Here is a 16800-nt window from a genome sequence, read left to right as displayed (position 1 = left end):
TGGATCACCCTGGCGCCCGGAGTAAAACTGTGTCTAAGATAAACAGCATCCAATGGATACAGTTAAGGGAGCAGCAGCCATGACACGACTGGCGAACAAGACGGCACTGGTCACCGGCGCATCGCGCGGGATCGGGCGGGCGATCGCCGAGCGGCTCGCCGCGGACGGCGCGCTGGTGGCCGTGCACTACGGCAGCGACGAGGGCGCGGCGAAGGACACCGTCGCCGCGATCGAGGCGACCGGCGGGCAGGCGTTCGCCGTCCGGGCCGCCTTCGGTACCGACGGCGCGATCGAGCAGCTCGCCGACGCGGTGACGGCCGAACTGCGCCGGCGCACCGGCACCGACCGGCTCGACATCCTGGTCAACAACGCGGCGGTCAGCGACTCGGACGGCGGCATCGACACCGAGACGCCGGCCGCCTTCGACCGGCTCTTCGCCGTCAACGTACGGACGCCGTTCTTCCTGATCCAGCGGCTACTGCCGCTGATGAGCGGCGGCGGCCGGATCGTCAACATCGGCTCCGCCGTCACCCGGATCGCGCTGCCCGGCGAGATCGGGTACGCGATGACCAAGGCGGCGCTCACCACCCTCGGCCGCAACCTGGCCAACGAGGTGGGGCCGCGCGGCATCACCGTGAACACCGTCAACCCGGGACCGACCCGTACCGACCGGACCGCGTTCCTGTTCGACCAGCCGCAGGCGGCCGCGATGGTGTCCGCCGGGCAGGCGATCGAGCGGATCGGGATGCCGACCGACATCGCCGCGGTGGTGGCGTTCCTGGCCACCGACGACGCCGGCTGGATCACCGCGAACACCATCGACGCGACGGGCGGCAGTTACCTCGGGCCGAAGACGCTCGGCTGACGGGCGGCACCGCGGTGCGGGCCGCGTCCGTCCGGGCGGCGCTGTCAGCCGGTGGCTGCGTCGAGCGCGCCCCGCGGCTCGGCCGTGCCGGCGGGGCTGTCAGGGATGCTGCGTCGAGCGCGCCGTGGGGCTCAGCCGTGCCGGGCGGCGCTGTCAGCCGGTGGCCGCGTCGAGCGAGCCGCGGGCGAGAGTACGGGCGTCGTCGACGAGATGCTTCAGCGACGCGGGGGTGGGCCGGGCGACCGCGACGAGCTCGTCGAGCTCGGCCAGCCCGGCGCGGTCGAGCAGGGTCTTCTCGTTGGTGACCCACTCGCCGCGGGCGGCCAGGATCGCGTGCGCCGCCTGGCTCGCGGCCACCGTCACCAGCCCGGTGCAGGCCGCGAGCCGGCCGTGCCGGGCGTGGTTGGCCCGCGCGTACTCGAAGATCCGCTCGGCGTTGCCCCACCAGACCTGCGGCGCCGACCGGCGCAGCGCCTCGGGGTAGTCCGGCCGGGGCAGCTCGCCCCGCAACACCTGCGCGATGGCGAGCTCGCCGACCACCAGGTAGCTGGGGATGCCGGCCAGGTGGAACAGCAACGGCTCGATCCGGAACCGGCCGGCCCGCGCCTCGGACAGCTCGTGCTCCACCACGTTCAGGTCGCGGTAGTGCACGTCGACCGGCCGCCCGTCGATGTGCAGCCAGGCGCCGCCGTTGAACACCCCGCCGCCCCAACCGCCCAGTTCGGACACCTCGCCCGGCCAGCCGATCGCCCGCAGCGTCGCCGGGTCGAACCCGTCCCGGTAGTAGATGGCCAGGTCCCAGTCGCTGTCGTGCCGGCAGGTGCCCTGCGCCCGGGAGCCGCCGAGCGCCACCGCGGCGACGCCGGGCAGCCCGGCCAGCGCGTCGGCCACGTCGTCCAGGAACGTCGCGTCGTCCATCGCCCACCCGCATCCGCATCCGCGCCGACCACTACCGTCCACGGTCTACCAGCGCCGCCCCGGTCGCGGTACCCGTTTCCCCGATCACGACCCGGTGCCCGCCGCCCGCCGTGGCGGAGTCAGGTGACGAGGTCGGTCGCCGGGTCGACGACCCAGTGGTTGGTGCGCATCGTCCGGCCGGCGTACTCGGTGTCGGTCGGGCCGAGCAGCCGGAACCCGACCGACCGGCAGACGCCGTTGGACGCGGCGTTGCCGACACCGGGGAAGGCGTGCACCTCGCCCCACCGCCGCTCGTCGCGGGCCCGGGCCAGCAGCAGCCGCACCGCCCGCTTCGCGTACCCCCGGCCCTGGTACTCGGGGAGCACCATCCAGCCGATCTCGCTGATCGGGGCGCCGGCCAGCTCGTGCGTCCAGATCACCACGTTGCCGGCGACCTCCGCCGGGTCGGCCGGGTCGGGCACGATCATCTGGATCCAGGCCAGGTCGGCCTCCGCCTCGGCGACGTCGCGGCGCACCTTGTCCGGCATCCGGTCGGCCGACTGCGGCCCGCCCAACTCGGTCATCATCGCCGGATCGCACCGCATCCGCACGTAGGCGTCCACGTCGTCCAGCCGCACGTTCCGAAGTTCCACCCCTCCCGTCTACCACCCACCCCCGACAACCGGTCGCCGATCATGCCGCCAGCCGCGATCCGATCAGGTAGAACGCCACCACCAGCAGCGGCCACAGCACCATCGTCGCGATGTTGAGCCACAGCACCGCCCGCGGATGCCGCCGGTGCTCCACGAACAGCAGCACGAACCCCGGCACCGACCCGACCAGCCAGCAGGCCGCGCCGAGTACGACCACCAGCGGGCTGTGCTTCGCGGTACCGCCCACCGCGCCGAGCAGGAAGAAGAACAGCGACGCGACGACGTACTTGATGCCGTAGAGGTACTGGCGTCCGAGCCCCATCGCCCAGAACCCGAAGATCCGGTACGAGTACCCCGGGTTCTGGGCGTAGATCGGGAAGACGTCGCGAACCAGCTCGTCGTGCTCGTGCTCGTCGACCGAGACGTCGTACCTCATTCGGCCTCGTCCAGCGCCTTGCGCCCGATCTCGGCGGCTTCCGCCAGCGCCTCCGGGCTCTGCTGCGAGCGCCATTCGACGAACCGGCGAAAGGAGCCGGCGAAGACGTCGGAGTAGCTGTCCGAAAGCATGGCGTCCCGCAGGCTGATCGCGCCGAAGAGTACGTCGCCGGCCATGTCCCTGGCATCCTCCCCAGCGACGCCGGTCCGCAGCGCTTCCAACAGCCGCCGTTGGATCCGCTGCTCGGCGGGACGGCCGAGCAGCTCGATCTCGTCGTCGCTCACTTGGTCAGCTCTCCCTCGGAGATCGGCCCGGTCACCGTCGCCACCGGGTTCTGGTACGCACCCTGCGAGAACGTGCTGAGCTTGAGCTCGCCGGCGCCCGACGACGCCAGATCCTCCAGCGTGGAGATCGCGTTGTCGACGATCTCGTTGGTCGCGTTGATCGCCTTGGTGATCTCGCCCCAGGTGTGCATGGCCTCGGCCGCCTCGAACACCGCGACTCCTGTCCCGACGATCGCGCCGACGCCGGTTTCCGCCGTGAGCTCGGCCGCGAGCATGGCGGCCGCGACCTCGAGCAACTCGTCGATGAGACCCTCGATCAGGCCACCGATCGCCTGCGTGAATGCCCAGACACCGTGGGCGGCCTTCTCGTACGCGTCCGCGATCTTGTTCAGGACCTTCGGCTGTTCCTGGATCTCCTCGATCAACTTGTCGAAGTAGTGCAGGGCACCGTTGGCGGCGTTGCCCTGCCAGCTCAACGCGAGGGTCGCCTCACCGTGGTCGACGTTCGCGGCCACGTCGCCGACCGCCTTGCCGATGTTTCGCCACATCTCGGCCTGCTTCGCGTAGCTGGCCCAGCTGCCGCCGATGTACTCGGAGACCTGTTCCACCGGGTTGCAGCCGCAGACGAGGTCCATCGCCTCCAGCAGCCAGTGCGACACGCTGAGGCTGCCGGTGAACTTGGTCCAGTCGTCCCACGCGCTGTCGAAGTCCTTGTCACTGGGCTCCTTCGGCGCGACCAGCCGATCGGTCGGATCCTTGACATCGGTGAACGCCATGCTGCCTCTCTCACCGTTGGTAGTGCGGAAGTTCGCGGTCCTCGCTGGCGAGATGCTCCGCCGCGCCGGAATCCGTGCCGTCGTAGTGGTTCGCGGATGCGGTGAGGCTCGCGTCCGCCCACCGGCAGACCTGTCGCAGCCCGTCGAGCATGGCTTCGACGTGCTTGACCACCTTCTCGTGTTCGCTGTCGACGCTGCTCAGCCAGCTGCCGTCCAACCCGGAGTCGAGTTCGCTGTACTTCTTGAGGTAGTCGATGGCCTTCTCGCCGTGCTCGCTGGCGCGGTACAGCTGACCCGCGTAGCCGCGGATGTCGGCCGGCTCGACGTCGAAGCGGTACCGGGCGCCGCCGCCTTCCGGTGCGTCACGCACCATGGGGTCTCCTCAAGGGTCAGTCGGTGGGGGGTTGGTAGGCGAGTTGGACGAGCTGAGCGCCGTCGCGACGGCGGACCAGCCAGCCGCGGCCGGGCGGGAGCGGCTCGGGGCGGCGGTTGCCGTACAGGATGCCTTCGTCGCGCGGGCCGGACAGCATCATCGCGGGCATGTTGAGTTCCCGCAGCGACTGGACGATCGGCTCGTACATGGCGCGGGACATGCCGCCGATGCGCCGGGTCAGGACCAGGTGCAGGCCGATGTCGCGGGCCTGCGGGACGAGGTCGGCGAGCGCGGCGACCGGGTTGCCGCTGCCGGTGACGACCAGGTCGTAGTCGTCGATCAGCAGGTACAGCTCCGGGCCGCGCCACCAGGAGCGGGTGCGCAACTGTTCGGCGGTGACGTCGGGGCCGGGCAGCCGCTTGCGCATCGCGTCGGCGACCGAGGTGAGCGCGCCGCGCAGCGCGTCGGACGACGGCGCGTACTCCAGCAGGTGCGACTCGGGCACCGCGCCGAGCAGGGTGCGGCGGTAGTCGCCGACGATGATCCGGGCCTGCTCCGGCCGGTACCGCCGGACGAGCTGGGTGGCGAGCATCCGCAGGAACGCGGTCTTGCCCGACTCGGTGTCGCCGACCAGCACCATGTGCGGTTCGGTGGCGAAGTCCAGCCGTACCGGGGCGAGGTCGGTCTCGGACAGCCCGATCGGGACGCCGGCCGGGTCGTCCGGGCGCGGCAGGTCGTCCGCCTGGTAGATCCGGGGCAGCAACCGCACCTCCGGCGCCGGCGCGTGCTTCCACGCGGTGGCAACCGCGTCGACCAGCCCGGACACGCCGCTGGCCAGGTCCTCGACGCTGCTGATGCCGTCGATCCGGGGCACCGCGACGAGGAACTGCTTGCCGTCCGCGGCGAGCCCGCGGCCGGGGGAGCGCTCCGGTACCGAGGCGGCCCGCCGGCGGTCCACTTCGGACTCGGCCGGGTCGCCGAGCCGCAGCTCGTACCGGGTGCCGAGCAGGTCGCGCAGGTTGAGCCGCAGCTCCGCCCAGCGGGCCGCGGTGATCACCACGTGGATGCCGTAGCCGAGGCCGCGGGCGGCGAGGTCGGTGATCCGCTCCTCCAGCTCGGTGAACTCGGACCGGATGGTGCCCCAGCCGTCCACGACCAGCAGCACGTCGCCGAACCGTTCCTCCGGCAGCGTGCCGGCGGCGAGCCGGCGGCGGAACGTCGGCATCCCGTCGATGCCGGCCTCGGCGAACCGCGCCTCCCGCTCGGCCAGCAGCCCGGTCAGCTCGGCCACGGTACGGCGGAGCAGCTCCGGGTCGCGCCGGGTGGCGACCGAACCGACGTGCGGCAGCCCGCGCAGTGACGAGAGCGCACCGCCGCCGAGATCCAGGCAGTACACCTGGACCTCGCGCGGCGTGTGGGTCAGCGCGAGGCCGCCGATCAGCGCCCGGGTCAGCGTCGACTTGCCGGACTGCGGGCCGCCGACCACGACGACGTGACCGCCGGCGCCGGCGAGTTCGGCCCACAGCACGTCGCGGCGCTGCTCGTACGGGCGGTCCACGACGCCGAGCGGCACCTGCAGCCGGCCGCGCGGTGCCCAGTCGGTCGGGGTCAGGCCGAGCTGCGGGTCGCTGGACAGCGGCGGCAGCAGCTCGGACAGCGCCGGCGGGTCGCCGAGCGGCGGCAGCCACACCTGGTGTGCCGGCCGGCCGTGCCCGCGCAGCCGGGACACCATCACGTCGAGCACGGTGGACTGGTCCTTGGCGGCCGGCACCGGTGCGGGTTGCTCGGCCGGCGGTGGGGTCGGACCGACCGGCAGCTCGGCGGGTGCGGTCAGGTCGATCCGGAACGCGGCGATGCTGCGCCGGGCCCGGTGCTGGGCCGCCTCGCCGGACCCGACCTGCCGGTACGGCCCGGACACGTACGCGGCGCGGAACCGCAGCATGGTGGACGTGTCGGTCTTCAGGTAACCGTGCCCGGGCGCGTTCGGCAGCTCGTGCGCGGCGGAGTTGCCCAGCACGATCCGGGACTCCATGGCGGAGAACGTGCGCAGCCCGATCCGGTACGACAGGTGGGTGTCCAGGCCGCGCAGCTTGCCCTCCTCCAACCGCTGGGAGGCGAGCAGAAGGTGCACGCCGAGCGATCGGCCGAGCCGGCCGATCATCACGAACAGGTCGATGAAGTCCGGCTTGGCGGACAGCAGCTCGCTGAACTCGTCGCAGATGATCATCAAGGCGGGCAACGGTTCCAGCGGTTCGCCGGCCCGCCGGGCCCGCTCGTAGTCGCGCTGCGAGACGTAGTTGCCGGCCGCCCGCAGCACCTCCTGCCGGCGCACCAGCTCGCCGGACAGCGCGTCCTTCATCCGGTCCACCAGCGGCAGCTCGTCGGACAGGTTGGTGATCACGGCGCTGGTGTGCGGCAACGCATCCAGCTTGGTGAACGTCGCGCCGCCCTTGAAGTCGACCAGGACGAAGTTCAACTCCTCGGACGAGTGGGTCGCCGCCAGCCCGAGTACCAGCGTGCGCAGCAGCTCGGACTTGCCCGAGCCGGTGGCGCCGATGATCAGGCCGTGCGGGCCCATGCCGCCCTGCGCCGCCTCCTTGACGTCCAGCTCGACCGGCGAGCCGTCCGGGCCGACCCCGATCGGGATGCGCAGCCGCTCGCGTTCCGGCCTGGTGCGCCAGCTCAGCGTCGGGTCCAGCGCCGCCGCGTCGCCCAACCCCAGCAGATCGCTGAGCTCGAACGTGGTGGCGAGCGGTTCGTCCGACCCGCCGGACCCGCTCAACCGGTACGGGGCGAGTGCGCGCGCGAACGCCGCCGCCTGCGCGTCGGTGAGCAGGTCCGGGGTACCGAGCGTCTCGTGCTGCAGGCCGGCCAGATCGTCGTCGCTCGCCCGGTACGCGCTCTGCTCGCCCCGGAACAGCGTGACGGCCTGCGCGGACACGTCGAGTACCAGCAGCCAGTTGTCGGCGTCGCGGGGGATCTGGCCGGACAGGTCGAGCAGCGTGGCGCCCTGCACGCCCGCCCCGTACAGCTGGGCGTCGGCGCTGACCTCGCCGCCGTCCAGCACGACGAGCAGGTGCGGGCGTTCGGTGAGCGGTTCGGCGGTCTTCGAGTGCCGGGGCCGGTTGGCGACCTCCTCGCCGAGGAGCTCCTCCAGCTCGCGCAGTGAACCGGCGACGAGCAGCGTGCCGCCGCCCGGCGCCTCGGCGTGCGGCAGCCACTTCACCCAGTCCCACCGGGACCGCCGGTCGGGGCTCGCGACCACGGCGACCCGGGCGTCCTCCGGCGCGTGGAACGCCGCGTACTGGCAGAGCAGCGACCGGACCACCGCGAGCACGGTGGGATCGGCGCCGCGCAGGGTGATCCGGCTGAACGAGCGGATCGCGATCGCGACCGGCACGTTGAGCGAGTTGGTGTGCGCGGTGGTGAAGCGGCGCAGGGCGATCGCGCTGAGCGGCTCCAGATCCTCCACCGGCTTGGTCTCCGGCGTGCTCAGGTGTACCGACATGCGCTGGGTGCCGACCGCGACGCGCAGCGCGCCGAAGTCGGCGTCGGTCTGCCGGCGCTCCCACAGCCGGCCGCCGGCGACGACCGACCAGAGCGCGTCCGGCGCGGGGTGGGTCCAGATCAGCGAGGCGCGCTGCTGGGCGGCGGCCCGTCGGGCGCGGCGCCGCATCTGGGCCAGGTAGCGCAGGTAGTCGCGGCGTTCGGCGTCCAGCTGGGCGGTCTTGTCCTGGCCCAGGCCCGACATCGAGCCGAAGAACATGCCGAGCATCGACACCCCGAACAGGCCACCGGCCACATAGGACAGTGTGCCGCCGCGCCCGGTGTACAGCATGGCCATCGCGCCGGCGCCGGCGAGCATCGGCAGCAGCATCAGCAACTGTCCGATGCCGCGCGGTAACTGCTCGGGTACTTCGGGTGGTGCCTCCAGGGCCAGCTCGCCGGACGGCAGGGTCGGCCCGTGCCGTCGGGCCGGCCGGGACACCACGATCGTGCTCGTCACGCGCGATACCTTCCCACTTCTTCTACCGCCTGGTGTGCACCGGGATACCCAGCGTTGGCCATCGTAGGTACTCTGCACACCGCACGGAATGCCGTGGTGGTACGGGAAGGGACGGAAAGGTGACAGTAGCGACCGGGGCTGGGCTCACCCGCGTCACCGTGGTGGCACCGAAGACGCGCGTCGATCTGTCCATCCCGGACGACCTGCCGCTCGCCGACCTGCTGCCCACCCTGCTGCGCTACGTCGGGGAGGACGTGGCCCGCGCCGGTGTGGTGCACGGCGGCTGGGCGCTCGCCCGGCTCGGCGGCGCACCGTTCGCCACCGACCGCACCCCGGCCCAGCTGGCCATCAAGCACGGTGAGGAGCTCCACTTCACGCCGCGCGAACAGCTCGCACCGGAGGTCGTGTTCGACGACGTGGTGGACGCGATCGCGGCCGGCGTCGACGGGCACAGCCGGCGCTGGTCACCGACCACCACCCGACGCTTCGGCCTCGGCGTGCTCGCCGGTGCCGTGCTGCTCGGTGCCGCCCTGCTCGCGCTCGCCGCGCCGCCGATCCCCGGCGGCGTCGCCGGTCTCGCTGTCGCCGCGCTGCTGCTGGTGACCGCCACCGTGCTGGCGCGCGCCGTCGGCGACGCCCGGGCCGGGCTGCTCGCCGCCGCGCTCGCCGCCGGGTACGGGTTCGCCGGCGGGCTGCTGCTGCTTGCCCCGGCGCCCGGCCGGTACGGTGCGGGTTCGCTGCTGCTCGGGGCGATGGTCACGTTGCTGTGCCTGGTGCTCGGCGCGATCGCGGTCGCGTACCAGGTGCCCGCGTTCGTCGGCGCCGCGCTGGCGGTGTTCGCGCTGTGCCTCGCCGCGTTCCCGGTGCTGGCGTTCGGGGTGCCGGCCACGGCCGCCGCGTCGGTCCTGGCGGCGGTGGCGCTCGGTGCGCTCCCGGTGCTGCCGATGTCGGCGTTCCGGCTGGCCCGGCTGCCGGTGCCGACGATCCCGATGACCGTGGACGAGCTGAAGACCGACGCGGTGGAGGTGGCCGGTGCCGACGTGTTGGCGCGTACCGTCACCGCCGGCCACTACCTGACCGCCCTGCTCGCCGCCGCCGCCGCGGTACTGGTCGGCTGCGTCCCGGTGCTGGTCGCCGGCGGCGGGTGGGCCGGGCCGGTGTTGACGTTCGTGGCGAGCATCGTGCTGCTCTGCCGCTGCCGGGTGTTTCCGGTGCTGGCGCAGCGGTTGCCGCTGCTGCTGGCCGGGCTGCTCGGCCTCGCCGTGCTGCTCGCCGGAGTGGTGCTGGTCGGCTCGTTCGGGCCGGTCGAGCTGTCCGCCGGGCTCCGGGTCACCGTCGCGGTCGCCGCGCTGCTGGTGATCGGCGCGGCCGGCGGCGGATACGGGCTGGCCGCCGCCGGCCGCCGCGCCACCCCGGTGGGCGGCCGGGTGCTCGACATCGTCGAGGTCGTGCTCGGCCTGTCGGTGGTGCCGCTGGTGCTCGCCGTCTGCGGCCTCTACACCATCATCCGCGCCCTCAACGGCTGACCCGTCTCGCCGCGGCCGCGCGTCAGCTGGTCGAGCAGCCGCTCTCCCCGCTCAGGCGACGCCACGACCGGCAGGGTCGGTGGGTCAGCGGGGTGGGGCGCCGAGGGCCGGTTGGTGGCGGCGGGGCGGGGTGAGGATCTCGGTCTCCACCGTGGTCGGAGTGGGCCAGCAGAAGCGGACCGCACCCGGCTCCACGATCGCGACCATGTCGTCGTACATCCGGCTCAGCAGGCCGAGTTGCTCGTCCGGCAGGCCGAACGCGGTACCGATCAGCCGCGCGTCGGCGGGCAGCAGCTTGCCGGTCAGCACCAGGTCCGCGCCGGACAGCAGCGCCGCAGACGGCCGGGTCGCCGTCGCCGCGACGGTCTGCCACGGCATCGGCGGCGGCGCGGCCGGCCCGGTCGGGTCCACCGCGACGAGCACCGGCGCGGCCGGGTGCGCCGCCGGTACCGGTGCCCCGGCGGGGAGCACCCAGTGGTCGGCGCCGGTCGCCCAGCGCCCCAACGACACCCAGTCCGGCGTACCGGCGGAGGCCCGGGCGCGGGCGCCCACGGCGAGGCAGCGCAGCAGCACCAGCCGGGTCGGCCAGATCGAGCCGATCAGCAGGACCCGCCGCGGCCGGTCGCCGAACAGCGGTACCAGCACCGGTTTCCGGTCCGGGTCGCGGCCGAGCAGCAGCCCGCCGGCCGGTACCGCCGGGGCGAGCCGGTCGAGCGTCGCGACCGGCGCGGCGTGCACCGCGGTACCGGGTGGTTCGGCGCCGGTGGGTGCCGTCGCGTACAGCGCGGTGTGCTGCTCGCCGTCCAGCCGGCGCAGCGTGACACCGTGCAGGGCGGCCGCTTTCGCCAGCGACTCGGTCGCCGCGCCGAACGCGTCCGGCGGCGCCGCGACCCGCAGGTACCCGCGCAACGGCAGCTCGGCGTCGTCCGTCGTTCCGGTCCGGGGGCCGAGGACCAGGGTCAGCGTGGTCCACGCGGCGGGGCCGGTGGCGAGCAGCGCGTCGAGCCGGCCGGCCCGCGGCGGCCAGCCGGTGACCTGGTACGACACCTGCCGGTAGCCGTCGACGTCGCAGCGGTCCCAGCCGGGCGCGATCCGCCGGCCCGGCAACGCCACCGGAGCCAGCCCGACCGAGGTGGTCAGCGCGGCGAGCAGCTCGTCCGCGCGCAGCGTGCGGTGCGCGGCGCCGGCCGCGGACAGCACCCGTTCGGCCCGGCGCAGCGCGGCGGCGAGCGCCCGCGACACCCCGGCGGTACCGCCGCCGCGGCTGTCCGCCGCGGTCACCGCGTCCCGGGTGTCCAGCCGCAGGCACAGGTGGGTCGCCGCGTCGCCGGGCGGCACCCGCCCGGCCAGCTTCGCCGAACCGTCCTGATAGGACATTGCCGCCGGCGCCCAGGCGGTCAGCCGCGGCGTCGGCGCGACCCGGTAGCGGTAACTGACGGTGAGCCGGGTCAGCCGATCGTCCAGCAGCTCGGCCAGCGCGGACAGCGGCACCGCGGCATCCCGCACCTCGATCACGGCGAACCAACCGGCCCCGTCGTACCCCAGCCCGTAGGTGGCGTCGCGCTCGGTGACGTCGGCCGCGGACAGCCGCGGCGCCAGCTCCCGCAGCGCGCCCCGGCGCGGGTCGACGCCGCCGCGCGCGCCGCGCCGGGCCCGGCGGTACCGCAGCCGCAGCGGGATCTGCTGGTACCACCAGCGGCCCCGCCACCGGCCCAGCAACAGCAGCGTGACCAGCACCGCGAGCGCGACGACGATCGGCAGCAGCAGCCCGCGGCCGACGACCGCCGCGATCGCGAACGCGGCGACCTCGACCGCGACCAGCTGCCCGACCGCCGGGCCGGGCAGTCGCCGTCGACCGGCGGGCAGCGCCCGCAGTGCCGGCAGTTCGGTACCCGCCGGGCCGCTGCGCCCGGCCAACCTGTCGTCCATGGTGGGGCGGGGCCCGGCGGCGCGCTGGTTCGGGGTGTTGCCGCCCCTGGGCGCTGCCGTCCTGCCGGTGCTCATCGAGCCGTGATCCTCCGCTGTGACCATCCGGGTTGTTGCACGATAGCCGGCCGGGTCGCCGCCGGCCCGATCGTGCACCACCCCGAAAACCCGTGACTCGCCGCTTGCGCCCGGTTGCGGCGGTCCGATACAACGCTCGTCGGTGCCTTTCGGCGTTCGCCGGGAGTGCCACCGCAGACTCCCGCCCGCCGCCGCGGCTCGGGCGGGCCTCATCGTATGTGCCGACGGGTCCGCGCACCGAGCGGGCACGCGGGTCGAGTGGGAGGAGTGCGATGCGGTCGCGTCGCGAGCAGATCCGGGCCTACCGGTTCGTCACCCGGCGGATCGTCTCGGCACTGCTCGGTGGTGACCCGGAGGCCGCCGACCCGCCGCTGCGCCGGGTCGGGCTCACCACGTTCGCCAGCGTCATGGTCGGTGCCCTGGTGCTCGCCGGCTTCGGCGTGTACGGGCTGGTCCGCCCGGGCGGCAACACGTCCTGGCGCAACGGTGACGTGCTGATCGTGGAGAAGGAGACCGGGACCAGGTTCGTCTACCGGTCGGGCCGGCTGCACCCGGTGTTGAACTACGCGTCCGCTCGGCTGGTGCTCGACACCGCGGCACCGACCACGATGACGGTGTCGGCGAGTTCGCTGGCCGGGGTGGCCCGGGGCCGCCCGGTCGGCATCGCCGACGCGCCGGATGCGTTGCCGGCGGCCGGTTCGCTGCACGCGCTGCCCTGGTCGGTCTGCTCGGCGAAGGTGGCCGACGACACCAGCGGCGAGCCGCGGGTGACGGTCGCGGTGCACCGCGACTTCGGCGGTATCGACCTCGGCGAGCTCGGCGTGATCGTGACCGCGACCGGCGAGAAGCCCGCGCTGCTCTGGCACGGCCACCGGCTCCGCATCCCGAACCGCGAATCGCTCGCGTCGTTGGGCTGGACCGGCGAGCAGAAGGTGGCGGTCGCGCCCGCCTTCCTGAACGCGGTTCCGGCCGGGCCGGACTTGGTCGCACCGACGATCGACCACTTCGGCAAGCCGGGGCCGACGGTGGGCGCCGGCTCCGACCCGATCGGCACCGTCTACCGGCTGACCAGCGCCGCGCGGGCCGACCAGTACTTCGTGCTGCTCGACGACGGGCTGGCGCAGGTGTCGCAGCCGATCGAGGAACTGTTGCTGGGCAAGCAGAACCTCACCTCGGCGGAGCAGCTGAGCCCGGCCGACTACAAGAACGCCCCCGTGTCGAAGCAGGACCTGTCGTCGCCCGGACTGCCGGACCACCAACCGGTGCTGGCCACCAAGGACAACCGCCAGGTCGCGGCGCTGTGCGTGTCGCGCGGTGCACACCGCCGCACCGGGATCCAGTCGTACCCGACGGCACCGGACGCGCTGACCCGGACCAGCCAGGAGGCGGCCGGTGGCGTCGACGACCAGGGCGGTCTCACCGCCGACGCGGTACTGGTGCCGGGCGGTGGCGGTGCGCTGGTGGCACCGACCGCGGCGCCGGGGGTGCGGACCGGCACCACCTACGTCGTCACCGACCAGGGCATCCGGTACGCGGTGCCGGACGGCAAGGCGCGCACCGCGCTCGGCTACGGCGACGTGACCCCGGTGCAGTTGCCGGAGAACCTGATCGAACTGGTGCCCGCCGGCCCGGTCCTGGACGAGAAGAAGGCGAACGAGTTCGTGTCGACCCCGAGCGACTCGCCGTCCCCGTCGCCGAGCCGGAAGTAACGGCGGAAGTTCTCGTGACAGTTTGCTTCCTGGGCGCAGCGGAGCGTTGCGTCGACCCGATAACGTATGCACCCGGTCGGGTCGTCACCTGTCGCCCGATTCGCACCGCACCACCATCTCGGAGGGATCGATGAGTCTTCACGTCGACACCACGTCGCTGCGGCAGAGCGTGCGCACGCTCGACGATCGGGTGTCCGATCTGGCCGACGCGATCGGTGGCCTGAGCGACCTCGGTTCCCCGCCACTCGGCACCTTTCCGCACGCGCAGGACGTGATCGCCTGGCACGACCAGGCCAAGCAGCAGGTGCTGGACCGGTTGACCCAGCTGCAGAACGCGCTGGTCGCGTTGCGGGACGGCAACGCGAGCATCGCCGAGGCGTACGAGGCGGTCGAGCGCGGCACGCACCACGACGTCAACCGGCACACGGCCTGAGGGGCACGGCGATGGATCACGTGGGCGACCACAGCTACCAGCAGTACAGCCACGAGCAGCTGCGGGCCATGCTCGACGCGGCGAAGCCGAAGGAGGTCGAGGACACCCACGTGGTGGCCTGGCACCGGGTGTCGCGCGCGCTGGCCGACCTGACCTCGGCGCTGGACGCGACGATCGACGGGGGCGACTGGTCCGGCCCGGCCGCGGACGAGTTCCACCGCCGGCTGTCCGCCACCAAGCGCTGTTCCAGCGACGCCGGCGACACGTCCGGCCGGCTGTCGCTGGGCCTGAACGCGGTCGCGCACCTGGTCGCCGACGCGCAGGCGCAGATGCCCGACGTGCCGACCAAGAACATCCTGAACGCGAACGCGGTCCAGCCGGACGGCACGGTCGGCGCGAGCCAGGGCTACCTGAACCAGGTCCCGGTGCGCAAGCACGCGTCGGACGCCGCGCAGGTGGTGATGGCCTCGCTCGGCAGCCAGATGCAGGTGACCACGGAGTCGACGTTCCCGTCCCAGGTGGCGCCGGCGCCGGCCGATCTGCCCGGCAACCCCTCCACCAGCCAGGTGTCGCTGCGCCACTCCACGGCCGGCGCGGGTCCGTCGCAGGTTCCGCCGACCGGGCACGGCGGTACGGACGGTTCCACCACCACCGGTGGCCCGGTGTCGACCGTGCAGATCACCGCGCCGCACCTGCACGGCACCGAGCTGGCCGGGGCCGGCGTCAGCATGCCTGCCGGTGCCGGCGGCGGCACCGCCCCCGCCGGGTTGGCCCCGGGTGCGGTCGGTGCCGTGCCGGGCGCCGGTGCGGGCGCCCTGCCGCCCACCCCCGGGATCGCCGTGGGTTCGGGCCTCGCCGCCGCCAACGGCGGGCCGGGCAACCCGCGACTCGCCCCCGGAGCCGCCGGCGAGAAACCGTTGGCGGGTCGGGCCGGTAACCCGATGCTCGGGTCGTCCGCCGGCCGCCGGGCCGACGACCCGGACGAGCACACCACCTGGCTGACCGAGGACGACATGGTCTGGCAGGCCCGCCCGGCCACCCCCGGCCTGATCGAGTAACGCGGTCGGAGCCGGCCGGGCGTGCCGGCGTGCTCAGGCCCCGCCAGATCGAGCAGGTGTGGCAGCATCCGCCCGGGTCGAGCCAGGGCGCTCAGCTCGCGTCGCTGTCGACCGGTGTGTCGGCGCCCCGGCTGGTGGGGCCGACCGCCGGGGAACCGGCCACCGAGATCCGGTTGCGCCCCGCCGCCTTCGCCGCGTACAGCGCGGTGTCGGCGACCCGCAGCAGCGAGTCGAGGGTGTCCGCATGGTCCGGATACACGGCGGCACCGATGGAGACGGTCAGCCCGCGCACCGGCTCGGCGTCCGGCACCTCGACCCGGCTCGGCACCTGCAGCGTGGCGATCCGGCCGCGCAGCCGCTCGGCGACCGCGGCGGCCCGGTCCGCGTCGGTGTCCGGCAACGCGAGCACGAACTCCTCGCCGCCGAACCGGCCGGCCAGATCCTTGCCCCGCACCCCGGCGGCGAACGCGTCGCCCACCGCGCGCAACACCTCGTCGCCGACCAGGTGGCCGTACGCGTCGTTGATCCGCTTGAAGTGGTCCAGGTCGGCGACCAGGATCGCCAGGCTGGTACCGCGGGCCTGGGCCACGGCGAGTTCGGCGCTGGCGCGCTCGTGCCACCAGCCGGCGACCGACAGCCCGGTCTTGGTGTCCGTGCGGGCCTCGGCGGCGAGCTGGTCGACCAGCAGCACCCGTTGCAGCAGCACCACCCCGGGCAGCGCGAGCAGCATCGCCCACGGCTCGTACAGCGCGAGGATCGAGACCAGGCCGCCGAACGTGAGGGCGGCCGCGTCGATCGCCGCGGTGGTGCGGTCGCCGAACGCCTCGACCCTGCTGGTACCGGGTGACAGCAGCAGGATCAGCGCGCCGCACAGCGCCACGTCGACGATCTCGTACGCCACCGCCGCGGCGAGCACGCCGAGCGTGCTGGACAGCCCGCCGATCGCCGGCACGTCGTGCAGCCCGGACTCGGTGATCCGGTACACGGTGCCGGCGGCGAGCACCGCGAGCAGCGTCATCGAGCAGCTGAACACCCAGGCGAACGGGCGGCACCGGCCGGCCCGGAACCGCCACCACGCGTACATGGCGACCGCGGCGACGACCGCGACACCGGCGGGCAGCAGCAGCGCGGCCGCGAGCGACCAGGCGCTCTGCAGGTCCTTGTGCAGGGTTCCGGTGGAGTGGCGGGCCCGTTCGACCCGGCGGGCACCCTCGATCGCGACGGCGGCGCAGATCAGCAGCGGCGCCAGCACGATCTGCGGCCGGTCGAGCCGGAACGCGATCGCCGCCACGCCGAGGATCAGGGCGACCGCATCCACGGTGAGTGCCATCGCCCGTGCCGGCCGCGGGGCGGACCAGATCGCCCAGCCGCGGATGCCGCGCTGCCGTACCTGCACCCGATTCGTCGCCGTGGCGAACACACCCCTCCCGCCACGCACCGTGGCGATGCGCGGTTCGATGGTTCCGGGTCCAGATCGTCGCATGCGAACGCCAGCGCGTCATGTCCCTTCCGGCGTGTGGCGCCGGTTCGTTTGGCGTGCTCGTCAGCGGTATCGCCGCACCTCGCATCGTGCAAGCTGTTGTCGGCCGGATGCACGGTTCGCCACACCCGGGCATTGCGCGATCTCCCGGTTGTTTGTCAGGCTTGGCTGGAGAGGCCGACGGGGCCGGGCACGCGGGGGAGCTCGGCGATGCCCGTCAGGCGCGGTCCGGGTCAATGGTGACCCTCGGGACCGGGGCGAACACAGCCGGCGTGCGGGGCCCAAGGGCGGGTCCTAGAG

General features: G+C 73.5%; 14 protein-coding genes. 5 read left to right on the top strand and 9 right to left on the bottom strand.

From position 1 onward, the window contains the following. Positions 1 to 79: 79 nt before the first annotated feature. Positions 80 to 865, top strand: coding sequence for an SDR family NAD(P)-dependent oxidoreductase (locus NUM_RS34985; RefSeq protein ID WP_207129230.1), 786 nt, complete (start codon positions 80 to 82; stop codon positions 863 to 865). 153 nt (positions 866 to 1018) lie between these two features. On the opposite strand, the gene NUM_RS34980 is transcribed toward NUM_RS34985, so the two are convergent. From NUM_RS34980 to eccCa, 7 genes are all read right to left on the bottom strand, one after another. Further along, on the bottom strand, positions 1019 to 1783 hold the full coding sequence (locus NUM_RS34980) for a nucleotidyltransferase domain-containing protein (protein ID WP_207129229.1): 765 nt from the start codon (positions 1781 to 1783) through the stop codon (positions 1019 to 1021). A gap of 119 nt (positions 1784 to 1902) precedes the next feature. After that, on the bottom strand, positions 1903 to 2415 hold the full coding sequence (locus tag NUM_RS34975) for a GNAT family N-acetyltransferase (protein ID WP_207129228.1): 513 nt from the start codon (positions 2413 to 2415) through the stop codon (positions 1903 to 1905). 40 nt (positions 2416 to 2455) lie between these two features. Then, positions 2456 to 2851 carry a hypothetical protein gene (locus tag NUM_RS34970; protein ID WP_207129227.1) on the bottom strand — a complete coding sequence of 132 codons (396 nt, stop codon included), beginning with the start codon at positions 2849 to 2851 and terminating at the stop codon, positions 2456 to 2458. After that, positions 2848 to 3135 (bottom strand): hypothetical protein, encoded by a 288-nt coding sequence (locus tag NUM_RS34965; RefSeq protein ID WP_207129226.1) that lies wholly within the window; start codon positions 3133 to 3135, stop codon positions 2848 to 2850. The genes NUM_RS34970 and NUM_RS34965 overlap by 4 nt, the downstream gene beginning before the upstream one ends. Beyond that, the gene (locus NUM_RS34960) at positions 3132 to 3911 is read right to left on the bottom strand and encodes a hypothetical protein (protein ID WP_207129225.1); all 780 of its coding nucleotides are present in this window, start codon (positions 3909 to 3911) and stop codon (positions 3132 to 3134) included. Before NUM_RS34960 ends, NUM_RS34965 begins: the two co-directional genes overlap by 4 nt. A 10-nt stretch (positions 3912 to 3921) precedes the next feature. Next, positions 3922 to 4284: a type VII secretion target gene (locus NUM_RS34955; protein ID WP_207129224.1), complete on the bottom strand. Its 363-nt coding sequence runs from the start codon at positions 4282 to 4284 to the stop codon at positions 3922 to 3924. 16 nt (positions 4285 to 4300) lie between these two features. Further along, positions 4301 to 8290 carry a type VII secretion protein EccCa gene (gene eccCa / locus NUM_RS34950; protein WP_207129223.1) on the bottom strand — a complete coding sequence of 1330 codons (3990 nt, stop codon included), beginning with the start codon at positions 8288 to 8290 and terminating at the stop codon, positions 4301 to 4303. A 119-nt stretch (positions 8291 to 8409) separates the two neighbouring features. Here eccCa and eccD point away from each other — a divergent pair, with 119 nt between their 5' ends. Then, a complete protein-coding gene (gene eccD, locus NUM_RS34945; protein ID WP_207129222.1) occupies positions 8410 to 9816 on the top strand; it encodes a type VII secretion integral membrane protein EccD in 1407 nt (468 codons plus the stop codon). 84 nt (positions 9817 to 9900) lie between these two features. Here eccD and NUM_RS34940 read toward each other — a convergent pair whose 3' ends face one another. Continuing rightward, entirely contained in the window at positions 9901 to 11820 is a 1920-nt protein-coding gene (locus NUM_RS34940) for a type VII secretion protein EccE (RefSeq protein ID WP_207129221.1), read from the bottom strand. 272 nt (positions 11821 to 12092) lie between these two features. Between NUM_RS34940 and eccB the strand changes: the two genes are divergently transcribed. From eccB to NUM_RS34925, 3 genes are all read left to right on the top strand, one after another. Then, positions 12093 to 13529: a type VII secretion protein EccB gene (gene eccB, locus NUM_RS34935; RefSeq protein ID WP_207129220.1), complete on the top strand. Its 1437-nt coding sequence runs from the start codon at positions 12093 to 12095 to the stop codon at positions 13527 to 13529. A 130-nt stretch (positions 13530 to 13659) separates the two neighbouring features. After that, the gene (locus NUM_RS34930) at positions 13660 to 13962 is read left to right on the top strand and encodes a hypothetical protein (RefSeq protein ID WP_207129219.1); all 303 of its coding nucleotides are present in this window, start codon (positions 13660 to 13662) and stop codon (positions 13960 to 13962) included. Positions 13963 to 13973: 11 nt separating this feature from the next. Next, positions 13974 to 15020, top strand: a complete 1047-nt coding sequence (locus NUM_RS34925; RefSeq protein ID WP_207129218.1) for a hypothetical protein — start codon at positions 13974 to 13976, stop codon at positions 15018 to 15020. 91 nt (positions 15021 to 15111) lie between these two features. On the opposite strand, the gene NUM_RS34920 is transcribed toward NUM_RS34925, so the two are convergent. Next, complete coding sequence (locus NUM_RS34920; RefSeq protein ID WP_207129217.1) at positions 15112 to 16440, bottom strand: GGDEF domain-containing protein; 1329 nt, start codon at positions 16438 to 16440, stop codon at positions 15112 to 15114. Positions 16441 to 16800 lie beyond the last annotated feature (360 nt).

This window comes from Actinocatenispora comari (assembly GCF_017312725.1).
In the GTDB taxonomy this organism is placed as follows: Bacteria; Actinomycetota; Actinomycetes; order Mycobacteriales; family Micromonosporaceae; genus Actinocatenispora; species Actinocatenispora comari.
This window is presented reverse-complemented; position numbering and strand designations above follow the sequence as displayed.

Excerpts from the sequence above, each read along its gene's own strand:
- NUM_RS34985 (WP_207129230.1), top strand. The coding sequence starts at position 80 with ATGACACGACTGGCGAACAAGACGGCACTGGTCACCGGCGCATCGCGC.
- NUM_RS34980 (WP_207129229.1), bottom strand. The coding sequence starts at position 1,783 with ATGGACGACGCGACGTTCCTGGACGACGTGGCCGACGCGCTGGCCGGG.
- NUM_RS34970 (WP_207129227.1), bottom strand. The coding sequence starts at position 2,851 with ATGAGGTACGACGTCTCGGTCGACGAGCACGAGCACGACGAGCTGGTT.
- NUM_RS34960 (WP_207129225.1), bottom strand. The coding sequence starts at position 3,911 with ATGGCGTTCACCGATGTCAAGGATCCGACCGATCGGCTGGTCGCGCCG.
- NUM_RS34955 (WP_207129224.1), bottom strand. The coding sequence starts at position 4,284 with ATGGTGCGTGACGCACCGGAAGGCGGCGGCGCCCGGTACCGCTTCGAC.
- NUM_RS34940 (WP_207129221.1), bottom strand. The coding sequence starts at position 11,820 with ATGAGCACCGGCAGGACGGCAGCGCCCAGGGGCGGCAACACCCCGAAC.
- eccB (WP_207129220.1), top strand. The coding sequence starts at position 12,093 with ATGCGGTCGCGTCGCGAGCAGATCCGGGCCTACCGGTTCGTCACCCGG.
- NUM_RS34930 (WP_207129219.1), top strand. The coding sequence starts at position 13,660 with ATGAGTCTTCACGTCGACACCACGTCGCTGCGGCAGAGCGTGCGCACG.
- NUM_RS34925 (WP_207129218.1), top strand. The coding sequence starts at position 13,974 with ATGGATCACGTGGGCGACCACAGCTACCAGCAGTACAGCCACGAGCAG.